The 25,125-nt window shown below is 39.9% G+C and carries 21 protein-coding genes; 18 read left to right on the forward strand and 3 right to left on the reverse strand.

Annotation, left to right across the window (positions count from 1 at the left end; all coding sequences use genetic code 11):
* Nucleotides 1–28: 28 nt before the first annotated feature.
* The 8 genes from gatC to IGL31_RS05580 all read left to right on the forward strand — a co-directional run bounded on the left by gatC (nucleotide 29) and on the right by IGL31_RS05580 (nucleotide 7,620).
* A complete protein-coding gene (gene gatC / locus IGL31_RS05545) occupies nucleotides 29–334 on the forward strand; it encodes an Asp-tRNA(Asn)/Glu-tRNA(Gln) amidotransferase subunit GatC (protein WP_002288477.1) in 306 nt (101 codons plus the stop codon).
* Entirely contained in the window at nucleotides 334–1,806 is a 1,473-nt protein-coding gene (gene gatA, locus IGL31_RS05550) for an Asp-tRNA(Asn)/Glu-tRNA(Gln) amidotransferase subunit GatA (RefSeq protein ID WP_002331436.1), read from the forward strand. The genes gatC and gatA overlap by 1 nt, the downstream gene beginning before the upstream one ends.
* Nucleotides 1,803–3,233 (forward strand): Asp-tRNA(Asn)/Glu-tRNA(Gln) amidotransferase subunit GatB, encoded by a 1,431-nt coding sequence (gene gatB / locus IGL31_RS05555; protein WP_002288473.1) that lies wholly within the window; start codon nucleotides 1,803–1,805, stop codon nucleotides 3,231–3,233. Before gatA ends, gatB begins: the two co-directional genes overlap by 4 nt.
* Before the next feature lie 9 nt (nucleotides 3,234–3,242).
* Nucleotides 3,243–4,298, forward strand: a complete 1,056-nt coding sequence (locus IGL31_RS05560; protein WP_002295235.1) for a diacylglycerol kinase — start codon at nucleotides 3,243–3,245, stop codon at nucleotides 4,296–4,298.
* Nucleotides 4,299–4,408: 110 nt separating this feature from the next.
* Complete coding sequence (rlmD, locus tag IGL31_RS05565) at nucleotides 4,409–5,782, forward strand: 23S rRNA (uracil(1939)-C(5))-methyltransferase RlmD (protein ID WP_002323988.1); 1,374 nt, start codon at nucleotides 4,409–4,411, stop codon at nucleotides 5,780–5,782.
* Between the two features lie 2 nt (nucleotides 5,783–5,784).
* Nucleotides 5,785–5,913 carry a 30S ribosomal protein S9 gene (locus tag IGL31_RS05570; protein ID WP_002295229.1) on the forward strand — a complete coding sequence of 43 codons (129 nt, stop codon included), beginning with the start codon at nucleotides 5,785–5,787 and terminating at the stop codon, nucleotides 5,911–5,913.
* A gap of 445 nt (nucleotides 5,914–6,358) precedes the next feature.
* The gene (locus IGL31_RS05575) at nucleotides 6,359–6,529 is read left to right on the forward strand and encodes a methionine synthase (RefSeq protein ID WP_256927190.1); all 171 of its coding nucleotides are present in this window, start codon (nucleotides 6,359–6,361) and stop codon (nucleotides 6,527–6,529) included.
* A gap of 77 nt (nucleotides 6,530–6,606) precedes the next feature.
* The gene (locus tag IGL31_RS05580; protein ID WP_086300032.1) at nucleotides 6,607–7,620 is read left to right on the forward strand and encodes an alpha/beta hydrolase; all 1,014 of its coding nucleotides are present in this window, start codon (nucleotides 6,607–6,609) and stop codon (nucleotides 7,618–7,620) included.
* A gap of 66 nt (nucleotides 7,621–7,686) precedes the next feature.
* Here IGL31_RS05580 and IGL31_RS05585 read toward each other — a convergent pair whose 3' ends face one another.
* On the reverse strand, nucleotides 7,687–8,721 hold the full coding sequence (locus IGL31_RS05585; protein WP_086300033.1) for a LacI family DNA-binding transcriptional regulator: 1,035 nt from the start codon (nucleotides 8,719–8,721) through the stop codon (nucleotides 7,687–7,689).
* 113 nt (nucleotides 8,722–8,834) lie between these two features.
* Between IGL31_RS05585 and IGL31_RS05590 the strand changes: the two genes are divergently transcribed.
* From IGL31_RS05590 to pheA, 10 genes are all read left to right on the forward strand, one after another.
* Nucleotides 8,835–11,060 (forward strand): alpha-galactosidase, encoded by a 2,226-nt coding sequence (locus IGL31_RS05590; protein ID WP_086300034.1) that lies wholly within the window; start codon nucleotides 8,835–8,837, stop codon nucleotides 11,058–11,060.
* A 17-nt stretch (nucleotides 11,061–11,077) separates the two neighbouring features.
* Nucleotides 11,078–12,961: a glycoside hydrolase family 2 gene (locus IGL31_RS05595; RefSeq protein WP_002289518.1), complete on the forward strand. Its 1,884-nt coding sequence runs from the start codon at nucleotides 11,078–11,080 to the stop codon at nucleotides 12,959–12,961.
* Complete coding sequence (locus tag IGL31_RS05600; protein ID WP_086300035.1) at nucleotides 12,942–13,916, forward strand: beta-galactosidase small subunit; 975 nt, start codon at nucleotides 12,942–12,944, stop codon at nucleotides 13,914–13,916. The genes IGL31_RS05595 and IGL31_RS05600 overlap by 20 nt, the downstream gene beginning before the upstream one ends.
* 658 nt (nucleotides 13,917–14,574) lie before the next feature.
* A complete protein-coding gene (aroF, locus tag IGL31_RS05605; RefSeq protein ID WP_002324971.1) occupies nucleotides 14,575–15,597 on the forward strand; it encodes a 3-deoxy-7-phosphoheptulonate synthase in 1,023 nt (340 codons plus the stop codon).
* Between the two features lie 32 nt (nucleotides 15,598–15,629).
* Complete coding sequence (aroB, locus tag IGL31_RS05610; protein WP_086300036.1) at nucleotides 15,630–16,694, forward strand: 3-dehydroquinate synthase; 1,065 nt, start codon at nucleotides 15,630–15,632, stop codon at nucleotides 16,692–16,694.
* A gap of 1 nt (nucleotide 16,695) precedes the next feature.
* Entirely contained in the window at nucleotides 16,696–17,862 is a 1,167-nt protein-coding gene (gene aroC, locus IGL31_RS05615; protein WP_002295218.1) for a chorismate synthase, read from the forward strand.
* Between the two features lie 16 nt (nucleotides 17,863–17,878).
* Nucleotides 17,879–18,970: a prephenate dehydrogenase gene (locus tag IGL31_RS05620; RefSeq protein WP_081156641.1), complete on the forward strand. Its 1,092-nt coding sequence runs from the start codon at nucleotides 17,879–17,881 to the stop codon at nucleotides 18,968–18,970.
* Between the two features lie 12 nt (nucleotides 18,971–18,982).
* Complete coding sequence (gene aroA / locus IGL31_RS05625; protein ID WP_086300037.1) at nucleotides 18,983–20,278, forward strand: 3-phosphoshikimate 1-carboxyvinyltransferase; 1,296 nt, start codon at nucleotides 18,983–18,985, stop codon at nucleotides 20,276–20,278.
* Nucleotides 20,271–20,780, forward strand: coding sequence for a shikimate kinase (locus IGL31_RS05630; RefSeq protein WP_002295213.1), 510 nt, complete (start codon nucleotides 20,271–20,273; stop codon nucleotides 20,778–20,780). The genes aroA and IGL31_RS05630 overlap by 8 nt, the downstream gene beginning before the upstream one ends.
* Entirely contained in the window at nucleotides 20,777–21,613 is an 837-nt protein-coding gene (gene pheA / locus IGL31_RS05635) for a prephenate dehydratase (RefSeq protein WP_002338784.1), read from the forward strand. The genes IGL31_RS05630 and pheA overlap by 4 nt, the downstream gene beginning before the upstream one ends.
* Before the next feature lie 62 nt (nucleotides 21,614–21,675).
* On the opposite strand, the gene IGL31_RS05640 is transcribed toward pheA, so the two are convergent.
* Both IGL31_RS05640 and IGL31_RS05645 read right to left on the reverse strand, forming a co-directional pair.
* Nucleotides 21,676–23,412 (reverse strand): cache domain-containing sensor histidine kinase, encoded by a 1,737-nt coding sequence (locus IGL31_RS05640; protein ID WP_086300038.1) that lies wholly within the window; start codon nucleotides 23,410–23,412, stop codon nucleotides 21,676–21,678.
* Entirely contained in the window at nucleotides 23,409–24,917 is a 1,509-nt protein-coding gene (locus IGL31_RS05645; protein ID WP_086300039.1) for a response regulator transcription factor, read from the reverse strand. The genes IGL31_RS05640 and IGL31_RS05645 overlap by 4 nt, the downstream gene beginning before the upstream one ends.
* Nucleotides 24,918–25,125 lie beyond the last annotated feature (208 nt).

Below are 25,125 nucleotides of genomic sequence, written 5' to 3' on the forward strand. Positions count from 1 at the left end.
TTTAACTCGTTTAGAAAGAAGGGGTAGTATGGCGATTAGTGAAGAACAAGTGAAACACGTTGCCAAATTAGCAAAACTTGCGTTCGCAGATGAAGAACTTGCAAGTTTTACCGACCAATTAGGTAAAATCATCGATATGGTTGAAATGCTGGAAGAAGTAGATACGGAAGGTGTTCCATTTACGTCGAATGTGGTTGAAACAGTAAACGTGATGCGACAAGATCGGGCGCAAGCTGGATGGAACCGCGATGAATTATTGAAAAATGTGCCGGAAACAGAAGACGGCTTTATCAAAGTACCCGCAATCATCGATAATGGGGAGGCTGGCGCATAATGACAGAATTACACAATCGTTCTCTAGAAGAACTGCATCATATGCTTGTATCGAAAGAAATCACTGTACAAGATTTGACAAAAGCAACATTTGAACGAATCAAAGAAACAGAGCCTGAGGTCGAAGCATTCATTACATTGAACGAAGAAAAAGCATTGGAACAGGCAAAAGCTTTAGATGAAAAAGGGATTGATGAAAGCAACGTCCTTGCTGGTATTCCAATTGGTATCAAGGATAATATCGTAACAAAAGATATCTTGACAACCGCTGCATCTAAGATCCTTTACAATTTTGAACCAATTTATGATGCAACGGTCATGGATAAAATCTATCAAGCAGATATGATCCCTGTTGGTAAGCTAAACATGGATGAATTTGCTATGGGTGGAAGTACAGAAACTTCTTATTTCAAGAAAACAAAAAATGCTTGGGACCCAACAAAAGTACCTGGTGGCTCTTCTGGTGGTTCTGCAGCAGCAGTTGCAGCTGGACAAATTCCAGTTTCTTTAGGTAGTGATACTGGGGGAAGTATCCGCCAACCAGCAGCTTTTAACGGCATCGTAGGGATGAAACCTACTTATGGCCGTGTCTCACGTTTTGGTTTGATTGCCTTTGCTTCATCTCTTGACCAAATCGGACCAATGACCCGTACGGTGAAAGATAATGCATTAGCATTGACAGCTATCAGCGGTTATGACGAAAAAGACGGTACTTCTTCAGGCGTTTCAGTTCCTGATTTTGCAGAGGGATTGACAGGCGACATCAAAGGAATGAAGATTGCTTTACCTAAAGAATACTTAGGCGAAGGTGTGGCCCCTGGCGTAAAAGAAGCTGTATTGAAAGCAGCAGAAACATTCCGTTCATTAGGTGCTGTTGTGGAAGAAGTCAGCTTGCCTCATTCAAAATACGGTGTGGCTGTTTATTATATCATTGCCTCATCAGAAGCAAGTTCCAATTTGCAACGATTCGATGGTATCCGCTACGGTTATCGCTCTGAAAATGTGAAATCATTAGATGATGTATATGTCAACTCACGTTCAGAAGGATTCGGTGAAGAAGTAAAACGCCGTATCATGTTAGGTACATTCTCCTTAAGCGCGGGTTATTATGACGCTTACTTCAAAAAAGCAGGACAAGTCCGTACATTGATCAAACGAGATTTTGAAAAAGTCTTTGCAGATTATGACTTGATCATCGGGCCATCTTCACCAACAGTTGCATTCGGAATCGGTGAGAACATTAACGATCCAATCACAATGTACATGAGTGACATCTTAACGATCCCTGTCAACTTGGCTGGACTTCCAGGTATGTCTGTACCGGCAGGTTTATCAGAAGGATTACCAGTTGGATTGCAGATCATCGGTAATTATTTTGATGAAAAAACGATGTATCAAGCGGCATATGCGTTTGAACAAGCAACAGAATTCCACACACAACAACCAGCTATTTTAGGAGGGAAAGACGAATGAATTTTGAAACAGTCATTGGACTAGAAGTCCACGTCGAGTTAAAAACCAACTCAAAAATTTTCTCTCCAGCGCCAGCTCATTTTGGTGCAGAACCAAACAGCAATACAAACGTGATCGACTGGGGTTATCCAGGCGTGCTGCCAGTAATGAATAAAGCTGCGCTGGAATTCGGGATGAAAGCAGCTTTGGCATTAAACTGTGAAATCTCTAAAGATACTCATTTTGACCGGAAAAATTACTTTTACCCAGATAATCCAAAAGCATATCAAATTTCCCAATTTGATCAACCAATCGGTCATGACGGATGGATCGAAATCGAAGTAGAAGGTAAAAAGAAAAAAATCCGGATCGAACGTGTCCATTTAGAAGAAGATGCTGGAAAAAACATGCATGGTATTGGCGGTTATTCTTACGTTGATTTGAACCGACAAGGCACGCCTTTGATCGAAATCGTTTCTGAAGCTGATATGCGTTCACCAGAAGAAGCATACGCTTATCTAGAAGCATTGCGATCAATTATCCAATTTACAGAAGTCAGCGATGTGAAAATGGAAGAAGGCTCTATGCGCTGTGATGCCAATATTTCTCTTCGCCCTTATGGACAAGAAGAGTTCGGTACGAAAGCAGAATTGAAAAACTTGAACTCTTTATCTTTCGTGAAAAAAGGTTTAGCTTTTGAAGAAAAACGTCAAGCAAAAGTTCTTCTTTCAGGAGGAGAAATCCAACAAGAAACACGCCGTTTTGACGAAACAACGAATAAAACAGTTTTGATGCGTGTCAAAGAAGGGTCTAGTGATTATCGTTACTTCCCAGAGCCTGATATCCCGAAATTCGTGATCGATGACGAATGGATTCAAAAAGTAAAAGCTAGTTTGCCTGAGATGCCAGCTTCTCGTCGCGAACGCTATATCCGTGAGTTTGGTCTTCCAGAGTATGACGCAATGGTATTGACACTTACAAAAGAAATGTCTGATTTCTTTGAAGCTGTTTTGGAAAATGGTGCAGATGCCAAGCAAGCATCTAACTGGTTGATGGGTGAAGTTTCTGCTTACTTGAACAGTGAGAAACTGGAATTAGCTGAGACAAAATTGACACCTGAGAACTTAGCAGGAATGATTCGTTTGATCGCCGATGGAACGATCAGCTCAAAAATCGCCAAAAAAGTCTTCCGTGAATTGATCACAAATGGCGGAGAAGCCCAAGAAGTAGTTGAAAAAAATGGTTGGGTGCAATTATCTGATCCGAACAAACTACTGCCAATCATTAATGAAATTTTGGATAACAACCAACAATCTGTCGATGATTTCAAAAATGGAAAAGATCGTGCGGTTGGCTTCCTAGTCGGTCAAATTATGAAAGCAACTAAAGGACAAGCAAATCCTGGTGTCGTGAATAAGCTACTTAAAGATGAATTAGCGAAACGATAGAGGCTGAAAATGAAAAAAGCACGCGTAATTTATAACCCCACCTCGGGAAAAGAATTATTGAAAAAAAATTTGGCGGATATCCTACAGGCATTAGAAGAAGCAGGATTTGAAGCCAGCGCCTATGCAACTACACCAGAACCAGATTCAGCCAAGAATGAAGCACGTAGAGTCGCAGAACTAGGTTTTGATCTAGTAGTGGCAGCTGGTGGCGATGGCACAATCAACGAAGTGGTTAATGGAATCGCTCCGCTTGAACACCGTCCTAAAATGGCCATCATCCCAGCTGGTACAACGAACGACTATGCTCGAGCATTAAAAATTCCTAGAGATAATATTAAAGCAGCAGCAGAAGTGATAAAAAAACACCAAACCGTAAAAATGGACATCGGCCTTTCTGATAACAGTTACTTCATCAATATCGCTGCAGGTGGCTATTTGACAGAATTGACTTATGAAGTTCCATCAGAACTAAAGAGTATTTTTGGTTATCTTGCTTATCTTGCAAAAGGAGCAGAGATGCTCCCTCGAGTAAAGCCCATCAAAATGCGTTTGAAGTATGATGAAGGGGAATATATCGGAAATGCTTCGATGTTTTTCCTAGGGCTGACGAACTCTGTTGGAGGATTCGAACAGATCGCGCCAGATGCCAAATTGGATGATGGGAAGTTTTCTTTAATCATTGTGAAGACAGCAAATATCTTTGAGATCTTGCATATTGCGGCACTCATGCTAAATGGCGGTCGACATGTCGATGATCCAAGAGTAATCTATACCAAAACAAGCAGTTTGTTCGTCGAAACAGAAGATGATATCAATCGACCAGTAATGATCAACTTAGATGGTGAATATGGTGGGGAAGCACCGATGCATTTCCAAAATCTTCATCAGCATATTGAGTTCTTTGCAAATACCGATCAGATTCCTGATGAAGCAATCACAGGCACAGATGAAGAAGAATTAGAGGTTGTTAGCAAAGAATTTGTAAAAGAAGTCGAACGTTTAACGGATGAAGATATCGACGGTGACGGAAAAATAGCAGACGAAACACCTAATCAAAAGAATTAATCAAAAGCCGGTGCTGAACGTAGTAAGGTCAGTGCCGGTTTTAGTTGTGTAATTAGCTGATTTATAGTAGAGTTCAGTAGGATTGAAAAATAGGCTTAAAGGAGCAAAATATGACAGAACAGCAAATAGTAAAGAAAAACGAACGATATACAGTCGAAATCGTCGACTTGAGTTATGAAGGAATGGGGGTAGCAAAAATCGATGGTTATCCATTATTTATCGAAAATGCACTCCCTGGAGAAGAAGTAGAAATACTAGTAGTGAAAGCAGGCAATAAGTTTGGATATGGAAAAGTCGAAACATTTATTACACAATCACCTGATCGTCAGCCTGTAGAAAACAATGCATTACTTCGCACAGGTATCGCACCTTTAGCCCATTTGAAGTATGAACAACAGCTTGTCTTCAAACAAAAACAAGTAGAGCATGTAATGGCGAAGATTGCTAAGATGCCAGAAGTTCCTGTACTTCCAACGGTCGGAATGGCAGAACCATTCGGCTACCGTAATAAAGCACAGATCCCTGTTCGCCGTATCGATGGACAGTTAGCCACCGGTTTTTACAAAAAGAATAGCCATGATCTAGTCCCTATCGAAGATTTTTATATCCAAGATCCTGTCATCGATCAGGCAATCAAAGTAGTCAGAGATATCTTGCAACGGTTCCAAGTACGAGGATATAATGAAGAAAAAAATGAAGGACAGCTTCGTCACATCATTATCCGTCGTGGTCATTATTCCCATGAAATGATGGTCGTTTTAGTTACTCGTAAAGAAAAATTTTTTAAATCCAAGGAAATTGCTGAAGCCATTCATGAAGAATTGCCAGAAGTGGTTTCGGTCATCCAAAATATCAATGAAGAAAAAACAAATGTGATTTTAGGAGACAAAGAAAAAGTTTTATACGGCAGAGACTATATCGAAGATCAGCTATTAGGAAAAACCTATCGAATCTCAGCGAAGTCATTTTATCAAGTAAATACTCAACAAGCAGAGTATTTGTACCAAACAGCCATCGAATTTGCCGAGTTGGATAAAAAAGACATTGTGATCGATGCTTATTCAGGAATAGGTACAATCGGATTGTCTCTAGCTGACAGAGTAGATAAGGTATATGGGATGGAAGTTATTCCAGAAGCAATTGAAGATGCACAGTTCAATGCCTTAAATAATAAAATCGAAAATGTTCATTATGAAGTCGGAAAAGCAGAAAAAGTCATGAAAAAATGGCAAGAAAAAGGGGTCAAACCATCTGTGATCGTAGTAGACCCTCCACGTAAAGGATTAGATCATCATTTTATTGAATCAGCAATCGAAATGTCACCAGAACGAATCGTCTATATCTCTTGTAATCCAGCAACTTTTGCAAGAGATGCTAAGTTATTTGCAGAAGCAGGTTACGCCGTGAAGAAAGTTCAGCCTGTAGATCTTTTCCCGCAAACCCATCATATCGAATTAGTCGCTTCATTCGTTAAAGGAGAATAAAAATGGACCAAAAAGAAAAAATGAAAGAATTGATCAAAAAGAAACAAGGTGGAGGCCGATCCAAACAAATGGAAACACCTAAAAATGATCGTAAAAACATGAGAAAAGGCCCTAAAATCTTTAATAAATAGACGTGCTAAAGAAAGACTAAGAAGCGTTAACTTTTGTTATTGTTTCTTAGTCTTTTTAGTTAGTCTACATTATTTTGGCGATTTGCCAATAAGGACTGTTGAGTTGTGCAAAATCAAATCTGGGTCAGAATGAACGTCATTCTGTCTCAGATTTTTCGTTATTTCAATTTGATTAACTGATTGATCAAAAAGATTTTTATTTTCATATTCTCAAATGATTCAACACTAAATATACATGTTTGACGCGGAAATTATTATTCGATTTGGGCGGCATCAGGGGAATGACGACGTAGCAGACCCATTATTTTTGTCCGTGCCTACTATTTAGAATACGATAGTGAACGTGCTGGGAGCTTTGTTCTTTTAGAGAAAGTCTCTGAAGATAAATTAGTTGTCTTAGATTTTGACTGTAACGAAAAATGGCGAAATGGAAGAGCACTAGCAAGTGATTGACCGGATCTACGAAGCGACACGATATCTGCCTTTGGATCGTTTGTGCTTAAGTCCTCAATGTGGATTTGCTTCAACAGAAGAAGAAAATGTTTTGTTTGAAGAACAATGGAAAAAATTTCTTTTGTCAGAAGCATTGCAGAAGAAGTTTGGGGAAAATCATTAAATCATCTAGGAGAGCTTGATAGGAAATAACACTATGGTATAATCAGAATGCTTAATACTAACTACTGAGGGAGCCTTATGAAAAAGAAAATTCTTAAATTTATCGGATGGTTCTTCGGAATCATTCTTGGGATCGCGTTTGCAATCTTTCTTGCCTTCCAGCTTTCCCCCAGACCTGGAGCATTCTTGATCAACCATATGTTTTCAAATACTGTTCAAATCACTGATAAAAAAACGTTCGATCAAGCAGAAAAAAACGTGGCGAAAAAAACAGATTTGACGTATGAGTCCAAGTATAAAGAGAATACTTATGACATCTACTATCCAAAAAACAGCAAGGGGCCTGTTCCTGTTCTATTTTGGGTACATGGTGGAGGGTTCGTCGGCGGAGATAAATCAGGTGTCAAGGAATTTGCGACAAAATTAGTATCAGACGCCAACATCGCAGTGGTTGCGATGAATTATGAATTAGCGCCTGATTCAGAATACCCTAATCAAGTTCTTCAAGTGAATGAGCTGGTCAAAGATTTATTAGCTGAAGAAAAAGACGACAAACTGCTAGACATGGAACAACTATTTTTTGGCGGAGATAGTGCAGGTGCACAAATCGCTTTGCAATATGCAGCTCTACAAACAAACGAAGCATATGCCAAACAAATGAAAATCAAACAGGTACTTCCAAAAGATAGTTTGAAAGGAACCATTTCTTATTGCGGACCCGTTGATTTGAAGCTAACAGCACAGCAACATTCGGATGATCGATTTATGAAGTTCTTCGTCAAAACTGTTGCATGGTCGTTGATTGGAACAAAAGATTGGAAAACGAGCGAGCAACTGAAAGAAGCTAGTGTGGCTGACCATGTTTCTAAGGAATTTCCGCCAACGTATATAACTGACGGAAATGCATACTCATTCCAGGAACAAGGTCAAGCATTAGAAAATCGGTTGACAGAATTAAAGGTACCCGTGCAATCCTTGTTTTATACAGATACAAAAAAAGAGATTACCCATGAATACCAATTTGATTACACGCTAAAAGAATCGCAAATTTGTTACCAGCAGACATTGGATTTTGTGAATAAGTATAAGTAAGAGGTTGTGAAAAAGCCGTTTCGTTTTGAGTATGAAGAAACGAAGCGGCTTTTCACAACCTCTCTTTCAATACCTTTTTGTTCTTGGGATAAAACTTTCCCTAACAATCAATCGTGCAGGATAAGTCAAAATGATTGGTTCGTCCCGTATACCGTCAATTCGCTCCAATGCCATTCGAACAGCTGCTTGCCCAATTGATTTCGCATTGATTTGAACACTGGTCAAGCCAGGGGAGAGGTTTGCGATTGTCTCGATATTATCAAAGCTTGCTACAACAATCTCTTCTCCAATTTGGATATTTTTTTGTTTCAATGCCCGATAGACACCAATTGCCATTGGATCGCTCCCGACAAGAATGGCAGTAGGAAGAGGGGATTCATTTTCTAATAGATCAGTCGCAAGTATCTCACCTTGTTTTTCTGTCCAGCCACCTAGACGATAAGACATATATTTTTCTAAGTGATGATCGATCATAAAATGCTGATAGGCACGCATCCTCTTTTCGTTTATAGAAATCTGCTTCCCACCGAATTCATCCATATCGACTTTATATCCCCCGATATAGGCTATTCTTTTATGGCCATTTTCTAAGAACAATTCCAGTACGGTTTTAGTCATCCGTTCAAGATCTGCGTACACCATATCGACCTCTTGCTGGATGTCAGGGTTATCCACGACGACTATTTGCATGTTTTGTTTTAACAAGGCGGTAATCGATTCTTTCGTAACAGTCCCAACAACGATCACCGCACCTAACTGATCTAGATCTTCCCATTGTTTAGGATTATCAGATAGATTATAGATTCGATTCATCCCTAAATGCAGACGTCGAGCTTCTTCTTCCATCCCTACTCGCAAATGTTTGTAATAGATATCCTGTTCTTCGCTCGCTTTGCCGATCGTAGAGATCACACCAATCGAAGGCATTCTCTTTTTGATATATTTACGAGTACTGATGTCATAATCCAACGCAGCAGCTGCCTCTACTATCCGTTGCCGAGTAGTCTGAGCCACATGGATCGTCTGATCGTTATTCAACACGCGGGAAACTGTAGCAGGAGAGACATTTGCCTTTCGTGCGACATCTCTAATTCCAACCATTTTTACACACTCCTCAAAAAAATAAAAAATTTTTATTGACAAAATTGTTTAGTAAACAGTATACAGGAATTATAAAAAAAGTAAACGGTTTCCGTTTTGATGGGAGTGAAATGATGGATATTACGCATAGAAAAACAGATAAAAATTTCATCTTATTTGATGAAAAGAGCCGAGTCTTCCATTTACGAAATACATTTCTTTCTTATCTGATAAAGATAGAAGAAAGCAATGTATTGGCGCATATTTATTTTGGCAAACCAGTCAAGCAGTACAAAGACAATAAAAATTATCCCCGAAGAGATCGTGGATTTTCAGGAAATGTTCCCTTAAATCCTGACCGGTCTCTGTCGAAAGATACACTACCGCAAGAATACTCTTCTCATGGCAGCATGGACTTTCGAACGCCCGCATCGATCATTCAGCGCAAGAATGGGTCAGACTTACTGGATCTGAGATATGACAGCCATTATATTACAGATGGGAAGCCAGAGATCGAAGGCTTGCCTCAAACTTATGTGATGGACAAGTCAGAGGCACAAACGTTGGTGATTTCACTTAAGGATAGAGAAACAGCGATTTATTTCGATTTGTTCTATACCATATTTACTGATAGAGCAGTGATCACACGATCTGTAAAGATAAGAAATGAAACCGGAGAAACAATCAAACTAGAAAAAGCAGCTAGTTTCCAGCTAGACTTTGCCCATACTAGGCGATTTGATGAAGTCATTGCTTTGCCAGGAGCACATGTCAATGAAAGACAGATTTCACGGCAATCTGTTTTATCTGGAACAAAAGTATTTGAAAGCCGTCGAGGAACGAGCAGTCACCATATGAATAACTTTATTGCTTTAGTTCATCATCATACGACAGAAAATACTGGAGAAGCGATCGGACTTCAATTTGTTTATTCCGGCAATCATTCTTTCGAACTTGAAAAAGATCAAATCAATCAATTGAGAGTCGTCGGTGGGATCAACAGCCATCGTTTTTCGTGGGAATTGAATGCAGGCCAGTCTTTTCAAACACCTGAAATGATCCTTTCTTACTCAAGTCAGGGATTGAACAAAATGAGTCAGATCCACCATGAGTTGCTACGTGAAAGAATCGCAAGAGGTCGTCATCAATTTGCTGAACGGCCGATTCTGGTCAATAACTGGGAAGCCACTTACTTTGACTTCAATAGTGAAAAAATCAAGGCGATCATTGATGAAGCAAAGGAGCTAGGCATCGAAATGTTCGTATTAGATGATGGCTGGTTTGGAAAAAGAGATGCGGACAATTCTTCATTAGGAGACTGGTTCGAGTATGAAGGCAAGTTGACAAATGGATTACGTGAAATAGCAGATTATGCTCATAGCAAAGGGTTGAAATTTGGTTTATGGTTTGAACCTGAAATGATCTCGGTTGATTCTGAACTGTATCGAACACATTCTGATTTTCTTATGCAGGAGCCAGGTAGAATGCCTTCTGCTTCCAGATCACAACATGTACTGGATTTTACAAGGTTAGATGTTCGGCAGACGATTGAGAAACAAATGAGAAAGATTTTAGATACGATTCCTCTTGACTACATCAAATGGGATATGAACCGTTCGCTTTCAGATGTCTATTCGATTACCCTTGACCCACAGAGACAAGGAGAAGTAGCGCATCGTTATATGCTCGGGCTTTATGAACTACTTGAACATTTGACAACTGATTATCCGGAAATCTTATGGGAAGGCTGTTCTGGTGGAGGTGGACGGTTTGATGCCGGGTTTATTTATTATATGCCGCAGTCATGGACAAGTGATAACACGGATGCAGTGGAGCGTATGAAAATCCAATATGGAACAAGCCTTGCTTATCCGATTTCGTCCATCACAGCTCATGTATCAGCTGTACCAAATCATCAGACCGACAGATCTACTTCGTTGAAAACAAGAGGAGAAACAGCTATGAGCGCTGTTTTTGGTTATGAACTGGATTTGACAAAGCTGTCTCCTGAAGAAAAAAAGCAAGTCAAAGACCAAATTATATCCTATCAAACGATTCGTCCGGTGATCCAGTATGGCCATTATTATCGTTTGGCGAGTCCTTTTGAAGAAAATATTGCCGCATGGATGTTTGTGTCTCCTAAACAAGATGAAGCTATTGTGTTTTTAGGGAGGATACTAGCTTCAGCTCAACCAGCGTTCCATGAAGTATATCTGATGGGGTTAGATGATGAGGCACTTTATCAGGAACAGACCTCGAAGCGGATATTTTCGGGGGCCGAATTGATGACAGTTGGACTTTACTTCCCCGATTTTCAAGGTGATTTCCAAACAGAACTGCTTCATTTCAAAAAGTTATGAGAGAGAAGGAAAAAAGTATGAAAGCAAATATAAAATGGTTAGATGATCCACAAGTTTTTAGAGTGAACCAATCAAATGCACATAGCGATCATGTTTGCTATGCAACAAGGGAAGAAGTAGAAACCACATCCTCCCTTAAACAGTCTTTAAATGGATCATGGCGTTTTTGTTATTCGCCAAATCCTTCGGTACGACCAAAAACATTTTATAAAAAAGATTTTGATGCCTGTTCTTTTGATGAAATCACTGTTCCTAGTCATATTGAATTAGCAAATTATGACAAGATCCATTACATCAATACGATGTATCCGTGGGAGGGACATGTATTTCGCCGTCCCCCTTTCACGACAAGCCCTGAGAAAGAGGCGGAAGGGATCTTTTCAGCTGCTAAAGACAATCCGGTTGGTTCGTATTTGACGACTTTTCGATTAGAAGAAGGTCTAAAGGGAAAACAAATCTCGATTCATTTTGCTGGTGTAGAACAAGCAATGTTTATTTGGTTGAATGGTCATTTTATCGGGTATGCCGAAGATTCGTTCACTCCGTCTGAATTTGATTTAACACCTTATTTGGAAGAAGAAAATATTCTAGCTGTGGAGGTTTACAAAAGAAGTACAGCTGCATTCTTGGAAGATCAGGACTTTTTCCGATTTTTTGGGATCTTCAGAGATGTCTTCTTAGTTGCTCGAGGACAAAACCATTTAGAAGATCTTTGGATCAAACCTCGCTTAGATGACAAATGTCAAAATGGCAAACTTGAAGTAGATTTGTCTTTTGAGCAAGTAGCCAAAAACAGTCAGCTGAATGTAGCGATACTAGATCCTGATGGGAAGGAAATCTATCAACAGCAATATCCGTTAAAAGAGCAAATGACGATTCGCATCGATGGATTTGAAAATGTGGCACTGTGGGGGCATTTTCAGCCCAATTTATATAAGCTTGAATTGGAGACGATAGACGAAGAAAAAAGAGTAACAGAATATATTGACTATTCCTTCGGTTTTCGTAAAATCGAAATCAAAGATAAAATCATATACTTCAATGGAAAACGGATGATTATCAACGGGGTAAATCGACATGAGTGGCATCCGAAAAAAGGACGCGCCATCACTATAGAAGATATGGAAAAAGATTTGGCTATCATAAAAAATGCAAAGATCAACGGCGTACGGACATCTCATTACCCCAACCAGATCACTTGGTATTATTTATGCGACCAAGCAGGAATCCATGTGATGGCGGAAACGAACCTCGAATCCCATGGCTCATGGCAAAAAATGGGCGCATTTGAGCCTTCTTACAACGTACCAGGTGCAGTACCTCAGTGGCAGGCGGCTGTTCTTGATCGAGCAAAAACGAATTTCGAAACATTAAAAAACCATCCAAGTATTCTTTTTTGGTCTCTTGGAAATGAATCTTATGCGGAAGAAAACATTCGACAAATGAACGATTACTTCAAAAAAGTAGACCCCGATCGACTTGTCCATTATGAAGGGAATTTTCCAAATCCAGCATTCGAAGATTCGATTTCAGATGTAAAAAGCTGCATGTATGCGCCACCAGAAGAGATTATTGACTACCTTGAAAATAAAGCGGAAAAACCGTTCATCTTATGTGAATACATGCATGACATGGGGAATTCGTTAGGTGGAATGGATTCTTACATGACGTTGCTTGATCGTTATGAAATGTACCAAGGAGGCTATATATGGGATTTTAAAGATCAGGCGATCCAAGTGACTGATCCAATCACTGGTAGAGAAGTGATGCGCTATGGCGGTGACTTTGACGATAAACCAAGTGACTATGAATTCTCAGGGAATGGAATCGTTTTTGCAGATGGACAAGAAAAACCCGCCATGCAGGAGGTAAGATATTATTATGAAAAATACAGTAAATAAAAGTCATATGGATACGGAAAAAGTTGCAATCGTCTTCGGCGACTGTACATTAGGTGTCAAATCGGGGAATACGCATTATATTTTTTCTTATACAAGAGGCGGACTGGAATCGCTCAATAAAAACGGAAAAGAATGGCTATACCGGGAAACACTTCCAGTTTTTTGGCGAGCAACGACCGATAATGACAGAGGTAGCGGATTTGGATTTAAATCCGGTATGTGGTTAGGAGCCGGATTGTATCCAAAAGTCAAAGAAATAGAAGTACTGGTGGACAATAAAAAGATCGATTTGCCGATTGCTCCAGTAAATAATCAATATTCAAGTAATGAATACGCTGAAACGTTTGAAATCATTTTTACACTGGAAATCAACACAGTACCAAAAACCCAAGTGACAATTTCCTACCAAATCGCTGGAGAGGGTAAAATGCTTGTCAATATGCATTATTATGGACAAAAAGGATTACCGGAATTACCCGCATTGGGTTTAAGGTTCATTATGCCAACGAAAGCAAAATTTTTTGAGTATGAAGGCCTATCAGGGGAAACATATCCGGATCGGATGGCTGGTGGTGTCGAAGGTATTTATAAAGTGGCAGGACTCCCCGTTTCCCCATACCTTGTTCCCCAAGAATGCGGCATGCATATGGAAACGAAATGGGTAGAACTAACAAGAAATCAAACGTTGGATAATACGGATAAAGATCAAGAAGATTTTTCGTTGCGATTTGAACAGCAGGATACGCCATTTGCTTTTTCCACTTTACCATTCAAAGCAGAAGAACTGGAACAGGCAACACATATAGAAGAACTACCGCCAGAAAGACGAACGGTTCTTACGATTTTTGCAAAAGTAAGAGGAGTCGGGGGTATCAATAGCTGGGGAGCGGATGTTGAGTCACCTTACCGAATCAGCAGCGAAGAGGACCATGAAATCGGCTTTATTATTCAGTAGCAATCTTTAGATTATTATTTGAAAAACGGAGTTTACAAGACAAAGCTGCTTTATTCTATATGTCATGAACAAGAGAGTAAAAAAGTTCTCAGATACTTTTGTTCATGACTATTTTCTTCAATAAAACCAATTGTTATTTTTCTGAAAAACAAAGTTAACTATCAGAAAATTAAAAAAAGTTTCATAAAAATGATTGACAGTCGATTTTTTTATGTCTATACTAGGTACAATTCTTACATCAGTTTGGAGCGATTTTTTATGAAATCTAGAAAACTTACAAAACTGAATACGTATTACTTTAGCTATTTTAGATAGGTTTGTATTCATGACTTCGTGGGTACAAACAAACCAGGTTTGTATCTATGATGGCTAAAGATTTTTAAACACGACTTACAGCCACGTAGAGAAATTCATCTATAGTGGCTATTTTATATTTTTGCAGCGCTTTTTAAGGCTCGTTGAAGATGTTCACTGTAGAGGCAATTTCCTACAGGGACATCTTTTTTTGTTGATTATCTGGGTCATAAGTAGGAAAGAAGGAGCGAAAATGAGAACAACAGGACACGGTCATTTAGTAGGAATTAATGTAAAACCACCTTGAAAAAGTAGAGAAAATCAGCCAAGATAGATAAGTAAACAAAAGAAAGCGGGAAAAACAATGATAGTAATTATGAAAAAAGAAGCAACGGAAGAACAAATAAAAAAAGTCGTCGATCATATCGAAAAAGAAGGATTCAAAGTCTCAATCGATCAAGGAACAGAACGAGTAGTGATTGGACTAAAAGGTGATACGCGAAGTTTACAAGAAGGAGCATTTACACGCTATGAAGGAGTAGAAAATGCTGTGCGTATTTTAAACACATACAAATTGACTTCTCGAGAATTCCATCCTGGCAATACAGTCGTGGATGTAGACGGAGTAAAAATTGGTGACGGCAGTTTCGTGACGATGGCTGGTCCTTGTTCTATCGAAGGATTAGACCAAATCAGAGAATGTGCGCGAATGGCCAAAGCCGGGGGCGCAAAAATTCTGCGAGGTGGTGCCTTCAAACCACGTACTTCTCCATATGCTTTCCAAGGTTTAGAAGAAGAAGGATTGAAATACATCCGTCAAGCGGCTGATGAATTTGGAATGAAAGTGATTACTGAAGTGATGGATGAAGGGCATATCGATATGGTGGCTGAGTACAGCGATATCCTACAGATTGGCGCACGTAATATGCAAAATTTTAAACTGCTATCTGCTGTCGGTAAAACAGGTAAACCTGTTGGATTGAAACGTGGAATTTCCGGTACGATCAATGAATGGCTTAATGCTGCAGAATACATTGCAGTCGAAGACAAATCTCCTGTCATTTTTATCGAACGTGGAATTCGGACTTACGAGACAGCGACACGTAATACGTTTGATTTAAGTGCTGTCCCATTGATGAAAAAATTAACTCATTTCCCTGTGATTGTTGATCCAAGTCATGGTACAGGAATTTGGGATCTTGTACCACCAATGGCTCGTGCGGGTGTGGCAAGCGGAGCAGATGGCATGATCGTAGAGATCCATCCTGATCCTGCAAATGCTTGGTCAGACGGTCCCCAATCGTTGAATGAAAAGACTTACTCACGCATGATGAAAGAAGTTGCGATCATGAAAGAAGCAATGGAAAAGATTCAGACACTCGATTAATTCCAGCTTTTTAAAAGAAAGAAGTGAAACGAATGCTTACTGTACATGTTGATAACCAAAAATACGATATTCATATTGAAAAAGGCGCACTAGAACAGGCTGGATCATGGCTTCAAACGATTTGGAGACCTCAAAAAGTAGCTGTGATCACTGATACAAACGTTGCTCCACTATATGCAGAAAAAATCATGTTCCAATTGAGACAAGCTAATTTTGAACCAGTCCTTTCAATCATACCGGCGGGTGAGACCAGTAAATCTTTAGAACAAGCAGCTGAGTTATACGATTTTTTAGCAGATAATGATTTTACCCGCAGCGATGGGATACTTGCACTTGGTGGAGGAATGGTGGGTGATCTAGCCGCATTCGTGGCCTCGACGTTCATGCGTGGGATCCATTTCGTTCAAATTCCGACTACGCTACTTGCACAAGTAGATTCTAGTATTGGCGGGAAGACAGCAGTCAATACAAACAAAGCGAAAAACCTTGTCGGAACATTTAGCCAGCCAGCTGGTGTATTGATTGATCCTGAGGTTCTAAAAACTTTGCCGGTACGTCGTTTACGAGAAGGAATCGCTGAAATCATCAAATCAGCAGCTATAGCAGATGCAACGCTTTGGAAACAGCTGAACGAGCTGAAAGACGAAAAAGATCTTCTGGAACATGCTGTTCCAATCATTACTGCTACGTTGGAAATCAAACGAAAAGTAGTGGAAGAAGATGTCTTTGACCAAGGAAATCGACTTATTTTAAATTTTGGTCATACAATTGGCCATGCAATTGAAAATACAGCAGGATATGGGGTAGTCAGTCATGGAGAAGGAGTAGCTATTGGAATGGTAGCCATCACTTCTCATGCAGAAAAAATCGGCTTGTCTCCAACTGGATCGACAGCTGCTTTAGAAAGGATACTTCAAAAATTCCATCTGCCGATTACGTACGATCTAAGTCATCCAGATGAATTATTCCACGCGATAACCCATGATAAGAAAGCAAGAGGAAGCCAATTGAATATCATCTTGCTAGAAAAGATTGGGCAAGCAAAAATCGTTCCTGTTCCCACAGAGACATTCAAAGATTACTTAGGAGGACTGTAAGATGCGTTATATGACTGCGGGAGAATCCCATGGACCAGAATTAACAGCGATTATTGAAGGACTACCAGCAGGATTACCTCTGTCAGAAGAAGAAATCAATCACGAACTCGCTCGCAGACAAGCTGGTTACGGCAGAGGAGGAAGGATGAAGATCGAAAAAGATCGTGTTCGGATCACGTCTGGCATCCGTCACGGCAAAACAATTGGTTCACCTGTCACTTTAGTGGTAGAAAATAAAGATTGGAAAAATTGGACAACTGTCATGTCTGTAGCAGAAGTGCCTGAAAAAGACCAATCACTGCGGCGAGTTGCACGTCCGCGTCCAGGACACGCGGATTTGGTAGGCGGTATGAAATACCATCATCGAGATCTTCGGAATGTGCTTGAACGGTCCTCTGCAAGAGAGACGACCATGCGTGTAGCAATCGGCGCAATTGCCAAGAAAATTCTGGAAGAACTTGACATCATCGTAGCAGGACACGTGATTTGTCTTGGTGGAATCCAAGCAGAAATACCTGGAAATATCTCGATTCAAGAAATCAAAGAAATTTCTGAAGCGTCAGAAGTACGAGTTGTTGATCCAGCAGTTGAGCAAAGAATAAAAGATTTGATCGATCAGACAAAGAAAAATGGAGATACGATCGGAGGAATTGTAGAAGTGCTCGTTGGAGGCGTTCCAGCTGGATTAGGAAGCTACGTACAATGGGACACGAAGCTAGATGCCAAAATCGCACAAGCTGTGGTTAGTATCAATGCCTTTAAAGGCGTAGAATTTGGGGTCGGATTCACTTCTGGTTCATTACCAGGCTCAGAAGTGATGGATGAGATCCTATGGGAAGAAGAAAGAGGCTATTTCCGACGTACCAATAATCTAGGCGGCTTCGAAGGCGGAATGACCAATGGCGAACCACTTGTCATTCGCGGGGTCATGAAACCCATTCCTACATTGTACAAGCCACTTCAAAGTGTTGATATCGATACAAAAGAACCTTACAAAGCAAGTGTAGAACGTTCGGATAGTACAGCAGTTCCTGCAGCTAGCGTCGTTGCGGAAAATGTTGTAGCCACTGTGGTAGCGACAGAGCTATTGTCAAAATTCCCAAGTGATTCGCTTGTTGAGTTGAAAGTTGCAGTGAAGGAGTACCGTGACTACTTGAAACATTATTAAAAAGGGGGCAAATAAGATGGCACAACATGTTTTTATCGTGGGGCTTGGACTGATTGGTGCTTCTATGGCACTTTGTATTCGTCAGACCAATCCAGAACTGATAGTAGTTGGTTGGGATAGTCAGTCAAAAACCCGTGAGCAAGCAGTAGAACAGCAGATCGTTGATTACGTTGCAAGTGATTTTGAAACAGGTGCAGAACAAGCAGACGTTATCTTATTAGCCGTTCCCGTCCGTACAACCTTAGCTTATCTTGATGTCCTTGAAAGAATCAACTTGTCTGATCACGTCATCATTACGGATGTCAGCAGTACGAAGCAGCAAGTCGTGACATCCGCTGAGCAGAAAAATCTTCGGTTTGTCGGTGGACATCCAATGGCTGGTTCTCATAAATCAGGTATACAGGCAGCAGATGCTAAACTATTTGAAAATGCCTATTATATCTTTACACCTTTGGAAAAGACGAAAAAAGATGTTGAAAAACTGCAAGAACTATTTTGCGGAACCAAAGCAAAATATGTAACTCTTACAGCAAGAGAACATGACCGTATAACAGGAATGCTAAGTCATTTTCCACATATTCTGGCAGCTGGCTTAGTCAATCAGGCAGAACAATTCAATCAAGAGTATCCGCGAGCCAAACAACTGGCAGCAGGAGGCTTTCGAGATATCACTAGGATCGCTTCCTCGGATCCTGTTATGTGGACAGATATTTTGTTGAGCAATAAGCAGATATTATTGGAACGATTGGCGGATTGGCAGCAAGAAATGGCACAAATAGCAGAATGGATCATGACTGAGAACCAATCGGAAATCTTTTCTTTTTTCAATCGGGCAAAAGAAAGTCGAGACCAGTTGCCTATCCATAAGCAAGGCGCGATTCCTGCCTTTTTTGATTTATTTATCGATGTGCCAGATGAACCTGGCGTTATTGCAGAAGTAACTGGACTGATCGGAAAAGCGGGAGTTTCTTTGATTAATTTGAAGATCCAAGAGACCAGGGAAGATATTTTAGGAATACTGCAAATCAGTTTTAAAAACCAACAGGATTTGTTACAAGCAAAAAGAATCATTATGTCTAATACCAGTTATCATTGCTGGATCAAATAGGAGGCTGGATAAATGCAATTATTACAACAAATACATGGATTAAGAGGAACTGTTAGGATACCAGCAGACAAATCAATTTCTCATCGCAGCATCATGTTTGGGGCAATTGCGGAAGGAACGACGACTATACAAAATTTTTTGCGCGCAGAAGATTGTCTGAGTACTTTACATGCCTTCCAGCAATTAGGCGTTGAAATCGAAGAAGAGGAAGAGATGATCAAGATTCATGGTCGCGGTAGCCACTCATTTGTCCAACCAACCGAATCAATCGACATGGGAAACTCCGGTACGACCATACGTTTATTGATGGGTATTTTGGCTGGACAGCCTTTTACGACTACTCTGTTCGGGGATGCTTCGTTGTCTAAACGTCCAATGGGGCGAGTGATGGAACCTTTACGCGAGATGGGCGCTGACTTGCAAGGAAAAGAGAATGAGCAGTATCTACCAATCACTGTGACAGGAACCAACTCTTTATCACCTATCCGATACAATATGCCTGTAGCCAGTGCGCAAGTCAAATCTGCTTTGCTGTTTGCGGCATTACAAGCAGAAGGCACATCCGTAATCGTTGAAAAAGAACGTTCCCGTAACCATACGGAAGAAATGATTCGTCAATTTGGCGGAAGGATCTCAGTAGAAGGTAAAACGATCATAGTGACCGGACCACAAAAATTAACTGGTCAACAGATAACTGTTCCAGGCGATATTTCATCGGCTGCTTTCTTTCTAGCAGCAGGGCTTCTTGTTCCGGAAAGCCAACTGTTGTTAAAAAATGTCGGGGTCAATCCAACAAGAACCGGTATCTTAGATGTGTTGGAGGAGATGGGCGCAGCGATTACCCAGACGAATCACAATGAACAGAACCAATCGGCTGATTTAAGTGTCAAGACGAGTCATTTGAAGAAAGCAACGATTGGTGGAGAAATCATTCCACGTCTGATTGATGAATTGCCCATTCTAGCTTTAGTGGCTACTCAAGCAGAAGGAATCACGATCATCAAAGACGCAGAAGAATTAAAAGTAAAAGAAACCAACAGAATTGATGCGGTGGCAGAAGAATTACAGAAAATGGGAGCAAAGATAAAAGCGACAGCAGACGGTCTGATCATCCATGGGCCGACACCTCTGCAGGGCGCAAAAGTGTCCAGCAGAGGCGATCATCGAATCGGTATGATGCTGCAAGTAGCTGCTTTGATAGCTGATGGACCTTGCGAACTAGAAGGAGCTGAAGCTGTTTCAATCTCTTATCCGGCATTTTTTGACGATTTAGCAGAACTTGTGTCAGGAGGAGAAGCTCATGGCTAGCATTTTGCTGATTGGTTTCATGGGCGCTGGAAAAACAACAATCGGTAAAGGGTTAGCTCAACGTTTACAAAAAGAGTATGTAGATTTAGATACAAAGATTGAGGAACATATCCAATTGTCGATTGCCGAATATTTTCACTATTACGGTGAAAAAAGCTTTCGAAAAGTGGAGTCAGATATTTTAAGAAAGCTGTCAAATGAAGACAAAATTATCGCGACTGGTGGAGGGATTGTCCAAAGTGCAGAAAATCGGCGTTTTTTAAAAACACAGCCGATTGTTCTTTACTTAGAGGCAGAAGCGGACTGTCTAGTTGATCGTATCCAACAAGATGAAACGTCTATTCGACCTTTAGCTCTTGGAAAAACAAGAGAAGAAATAAAAGCATTATTGGCACAACGACTTTCTTGGTATGAAGAAAGTGCGACACATCGAATCAACACGACCAATCAAACACCAGAAAAGATCATCGATACCATTATAGAAAGGATCAAAAGCATATGAACGTCAGCTATCTAGGGCCAGAAAGTTCATTCACTTATCAGGCGGCTTGTCAGCTATTTCCTACAGAACAATTGACTGCGTATGCTTCCATCCCTGCTTGTTTGCGCGCTTTGTTTCGCAAACAAGTCGATCTGGCTGTCGTTCCTGTAGAGAATTCATTGGAAGGATCTGTTCATCACACAATCGATCTTCTTTCCAAACATCCAGAAGTCGAAGTTAAAAGTGAAATCGTTCTTCCTATCAAGCAGCAGCTTTTAGGCAATCCAGCAACAAAGATTACAAAAATCCTTTCACATCCACAAGCACTAGCACAATCACAACAGTTTTTAGAAACGCATTATCCTAATGTTCCTTTAGTAGCAACAGAATCAACAACTGCTGCAGCAATGTATGTAGCAGAACATCCGAAAGAAGACGCAGCAGCGATTGCTTCATTAGAAACAGCACAGCATGTTGGATTGGAGATCTTAGCTGAGAATATCCAAGATAATGAGTTGAACCAGACACGTTTTTGGATCGTCGGTGACCGAAAGATGACCAGCCAGCAGTCAGCTCCAGTAAAAATGAGTGTCATCTTGACACTACCTGCTAATCGGCCAGGGATGCTTCATAAAATGCTGGCAGCTTTTGGCTGGCGGGAAATCAACTTAAGTAAGATTGAATCCCGACCATTGAAAACTAGCTTGGGAGAATATTTTTTCGTGATCGATTTGTTGTTGGACCGTCCAATGACATTAGTAGAGAATGCGCTCCAAGAAATCAAGATGCTCGGAGGAGAAAGTCAAATATTGGGCTGTTATCCAGTGCTGACAGTAGAAGAGACGCGTAGATGAAAGTCAAGAATACTGATTGATTTATTTAACTTAAAATAAAAAAATCAGCGCTTGGCTATTCTTTATTTTTGATATTCTGATTGATTTTTAGGAAGAAGCGGTAGACAAATCGTTACAGTCGTTCCTGTCCCAATCACTGATTGGATCGTTAAGCCATATGCATCGCCATACATTAGGCGTATCCGCTCATCTACATGGCTGATGCCGATTCCTGAAAAATGATCATTTTTTTGTTTGGTATTTTCAGTATCGAAGCCATCGCCGTTATCAATCACTTCGAATAAAAGAAGCTGATTTTTTGTTTTGCCGTACACCGTGATGAATCCTTGCGTTTTATTGTGAAAAGCATGAAGATAGGCGTTTTCGATAATTGGTTGAAGGATCATATTCGGCATAGATAATGACTGCAGTTCATCAGGAATCATTATTTTAGCCGAGATTCTTTCGCCATATCGCATACTCAAAAGATCGATGTAACTTTGTACGCTTTTGATTTCTTCCTTGACTGGAATCACTTCTTCTTTTTTCCCAATCGTACTTCTTAGTAAAGTAATGAAACTGTCGATTCCTTGAACTGCTTCATCTGTTTTTTTCTGCCAAATCAAAAATTTCAAGCTAGTCAGCGTATTATAAATAAAATGGGGCTGTATCTGTGCTTGCATAGTTTGGATTTCAAGCGAACGTTTCTTCTTTTCGTCTTGGATCGTCTGTTCATAATGATGCTGAGCATTACTTAGCAATTGATTGATCGTATTCCCTAGCAATTGGACTTCATGGCTTCCTTGTACAGGAACAATAGCTTTTAAGCCATCTTCCTCTAGCCGTTTTAGCGAATCAATCAAGCGGTAGATCGATTTTGTGTGTCGATCCAAATACATAAATACCAATGAGCCAGCAAAAGCAAGTGTCACGATATTATACAAAATAATCGGAAAAATCACGCCCATTTGGTTAGACAAAGAATGAAGATCGACTTGACTGAGTAATGTACAATCCTGGCGGTACAAAGGAAGACGGGTCAACTGCTGTCCATTTGAAATCGTTGTTTCACCTACTGTTAGTTTTTTGAAAATCATTGATCGGCTCCCAATTGTATTTTCTTCATTTGATGCGATGATCGTCTGTTCTTCGTTCATGAAGGAGATCTTCGATATCTCAGGATTTACTACAGATTGAAAAAGATTCGCTAGTTGCTTGGATGAGATCGATAAAACAGCATATCCGTAAACGTGATTCAATGTATTTTTCAGTTTTTTGACAAAGAAGACGCTGGGTGCTTTCTTATCGCGAAGAGTCAATCCGTGGTGTGCAAAAAGCATTTGTGTATCAGCAGCACGTTCATTCACTCTCTGAGCAATCGCAGATTGAAAAAAAGAATTGGCAGATACGGCAGTGAGCATGTCGTTTCCGACAAAAGTTCTTCCATTTTCTCCAAAGATCAATACATCGTAATCGATCATTGGATGGATTTTTGAAAGAGAGTCATTCATTTTTTGGATTGTTCTTAGTTGCTGAAGCTGTTCCATATGTTGGGCTGGATCATTGGAAAAATAGCTTTCGACAGCTGGATTAGAATCAAAAGCGGCTAATGTATTCTCGATTGTATCATTCAAGCTTTCAAATTCAGATTGGATCTTTTTTAGTACCACATCATTCGATTGATTGAACAGCTGGATATAGGCATCCCTTGATCGATGATAAATAAACAAAGAGATGACGATGGCTTGCAGAAAAAGACCGATGAACAAAATGAACAGAAGTTTGGTAAAGAGTTCATGCTCTTTGATTTTTTTTCTCATTTTACAAAAGTTCCTTTACGGTATTGAGAAGGTGTCATTCCTGTCTCTTCTTTAAAAACTCTGGAGAAATAACCCAGTTCGGTATAGCCGACTTTCTCACAGATTTCCGTCAAAGTAAGCCGTGTTTCCGTTAAAAAGAGCTTGGCTTTACTGATACGGACTTTTTTTAGATATTTTGAAAAGTTGATGCCAAATTTTTCAGTAAAGATGGCTGAAAGATAGCTATATGAAAAATGATATTTTTCGGATAGAAGTTGTAAATTGATTTCTTTCTCATAATTTTCCTGGACGAACTCGTAGATCAAAGTCAAGATATCGAAATTGTCTTTTTTTGCATTTGCAGAAAAGTGGGTGAGTTTCTCAAGTGTTTCTTTGACAAGAATAGAAAAATCTTCGAAATACTCAGCATCGGCTAATAAAGAAGGAAGGGCGATCTTGAGCAAAGAAAGTTCTTCATTCCCAACATGCTCGTCAGCCAAAGCGTTGAGTAATGCATAGAAACGATTGATTGCCTCATGTTTCAAATAAGCTGGATCAATAGGCTGTTCCAATATCGTCGTGAAGAAATTCTCAAGTTCTTTGATAGCTAAAGCGTAGTCTTTATGAACGATTTTTGTTAAATAACTACTTGCTTGCTGCTCGTGGTTGGTTAATAACGGAAGAAGTTCATGCTGATAAGCAAGGTTCTTTCCCTTATGATAGAAACGTTGTCCTTTGGTGCAATTTCTGATCTCTTGGAATATTTCATTGATATCTTGGATTGCAAAAGAATCAGAAACAACAAAAAAATCACCTGGAAAAACTTCTTGACGAAACTTTTGAACAAACTTCCTAAATGTATCTTTGGAATCAGTATTGATCACATAGCCGGATTCTTCCGAAAAGGTAGAAACAGGATAAATAGTAAACGAATCGTCGCTATCCATCAATGAATGGGTGATCGACTGTTTTTGTTTAGAGCCTTGTTTTAAACTGAATGGCCGTTTTTCGGTATATAACAGAAAAAACAGGGTGTGTTCAAAAAGAAGAGGGTCAAGCAATGGACGAGTTTGTCCAGCAATCTGCTGTGAAAGATTCTCGCAGATCTGCTCATAACGATTGGTGATTGGGCTTTTGTTGGGCTTTTTTTTGATTTTTTGTGAAACGGCAGTTAAGGAATTTAGAAAAAAATCAGGACTCAATCGAGGCTTTAAAAGATAATCAGCGACGCCTTCTTTAAAAGAATCTTTAACCATATCAAATTCATCATAGCTAGAGAGGATAAGGATCTGTGTTTCAGGTTGTTGCTGTTTTAATAGCCGCGATAATTCGATTCCATTTAATTCAGGCATCATTACATCTGTGACCACGATATCGATTGCATGTACCAAAGAAAAATCAAGCGCTTTCAATGGGCTGGAAAAAGTCCCTATTAATTGAAACCCGTGCTCAGACCAATTGATCAACTGTTTCATTCCATCTAAAATCGTCTGTTCATCATCGATAAGAATTACGCGTATTGGCATTTTTTTACCCGCCTTAAGAATAGTCTTGTAATTTAAAAATACTTATTTCTAGGAGAAAATGCAAGGATATTTTTATTTTAAAGAAACCTCACCATTTCGATCTTTGGTCTAGATGCTAAGATTATTCCTTTTGTCATAGTTGATTTGTATTTTTTTATTATTTTAGGAGAAATTTTTGAAGTATCTGAATAATAAAGAAACCGTTTTC

Source organism: Enterococcus sp. MSG3290 (assembly GCF_050555565.1).
GTDB lineage: Bacteria > Bacillota > Bacilli > Lactobacillales > Enterococcaceae > Enterococcus_B > Enterococcus_B faecium.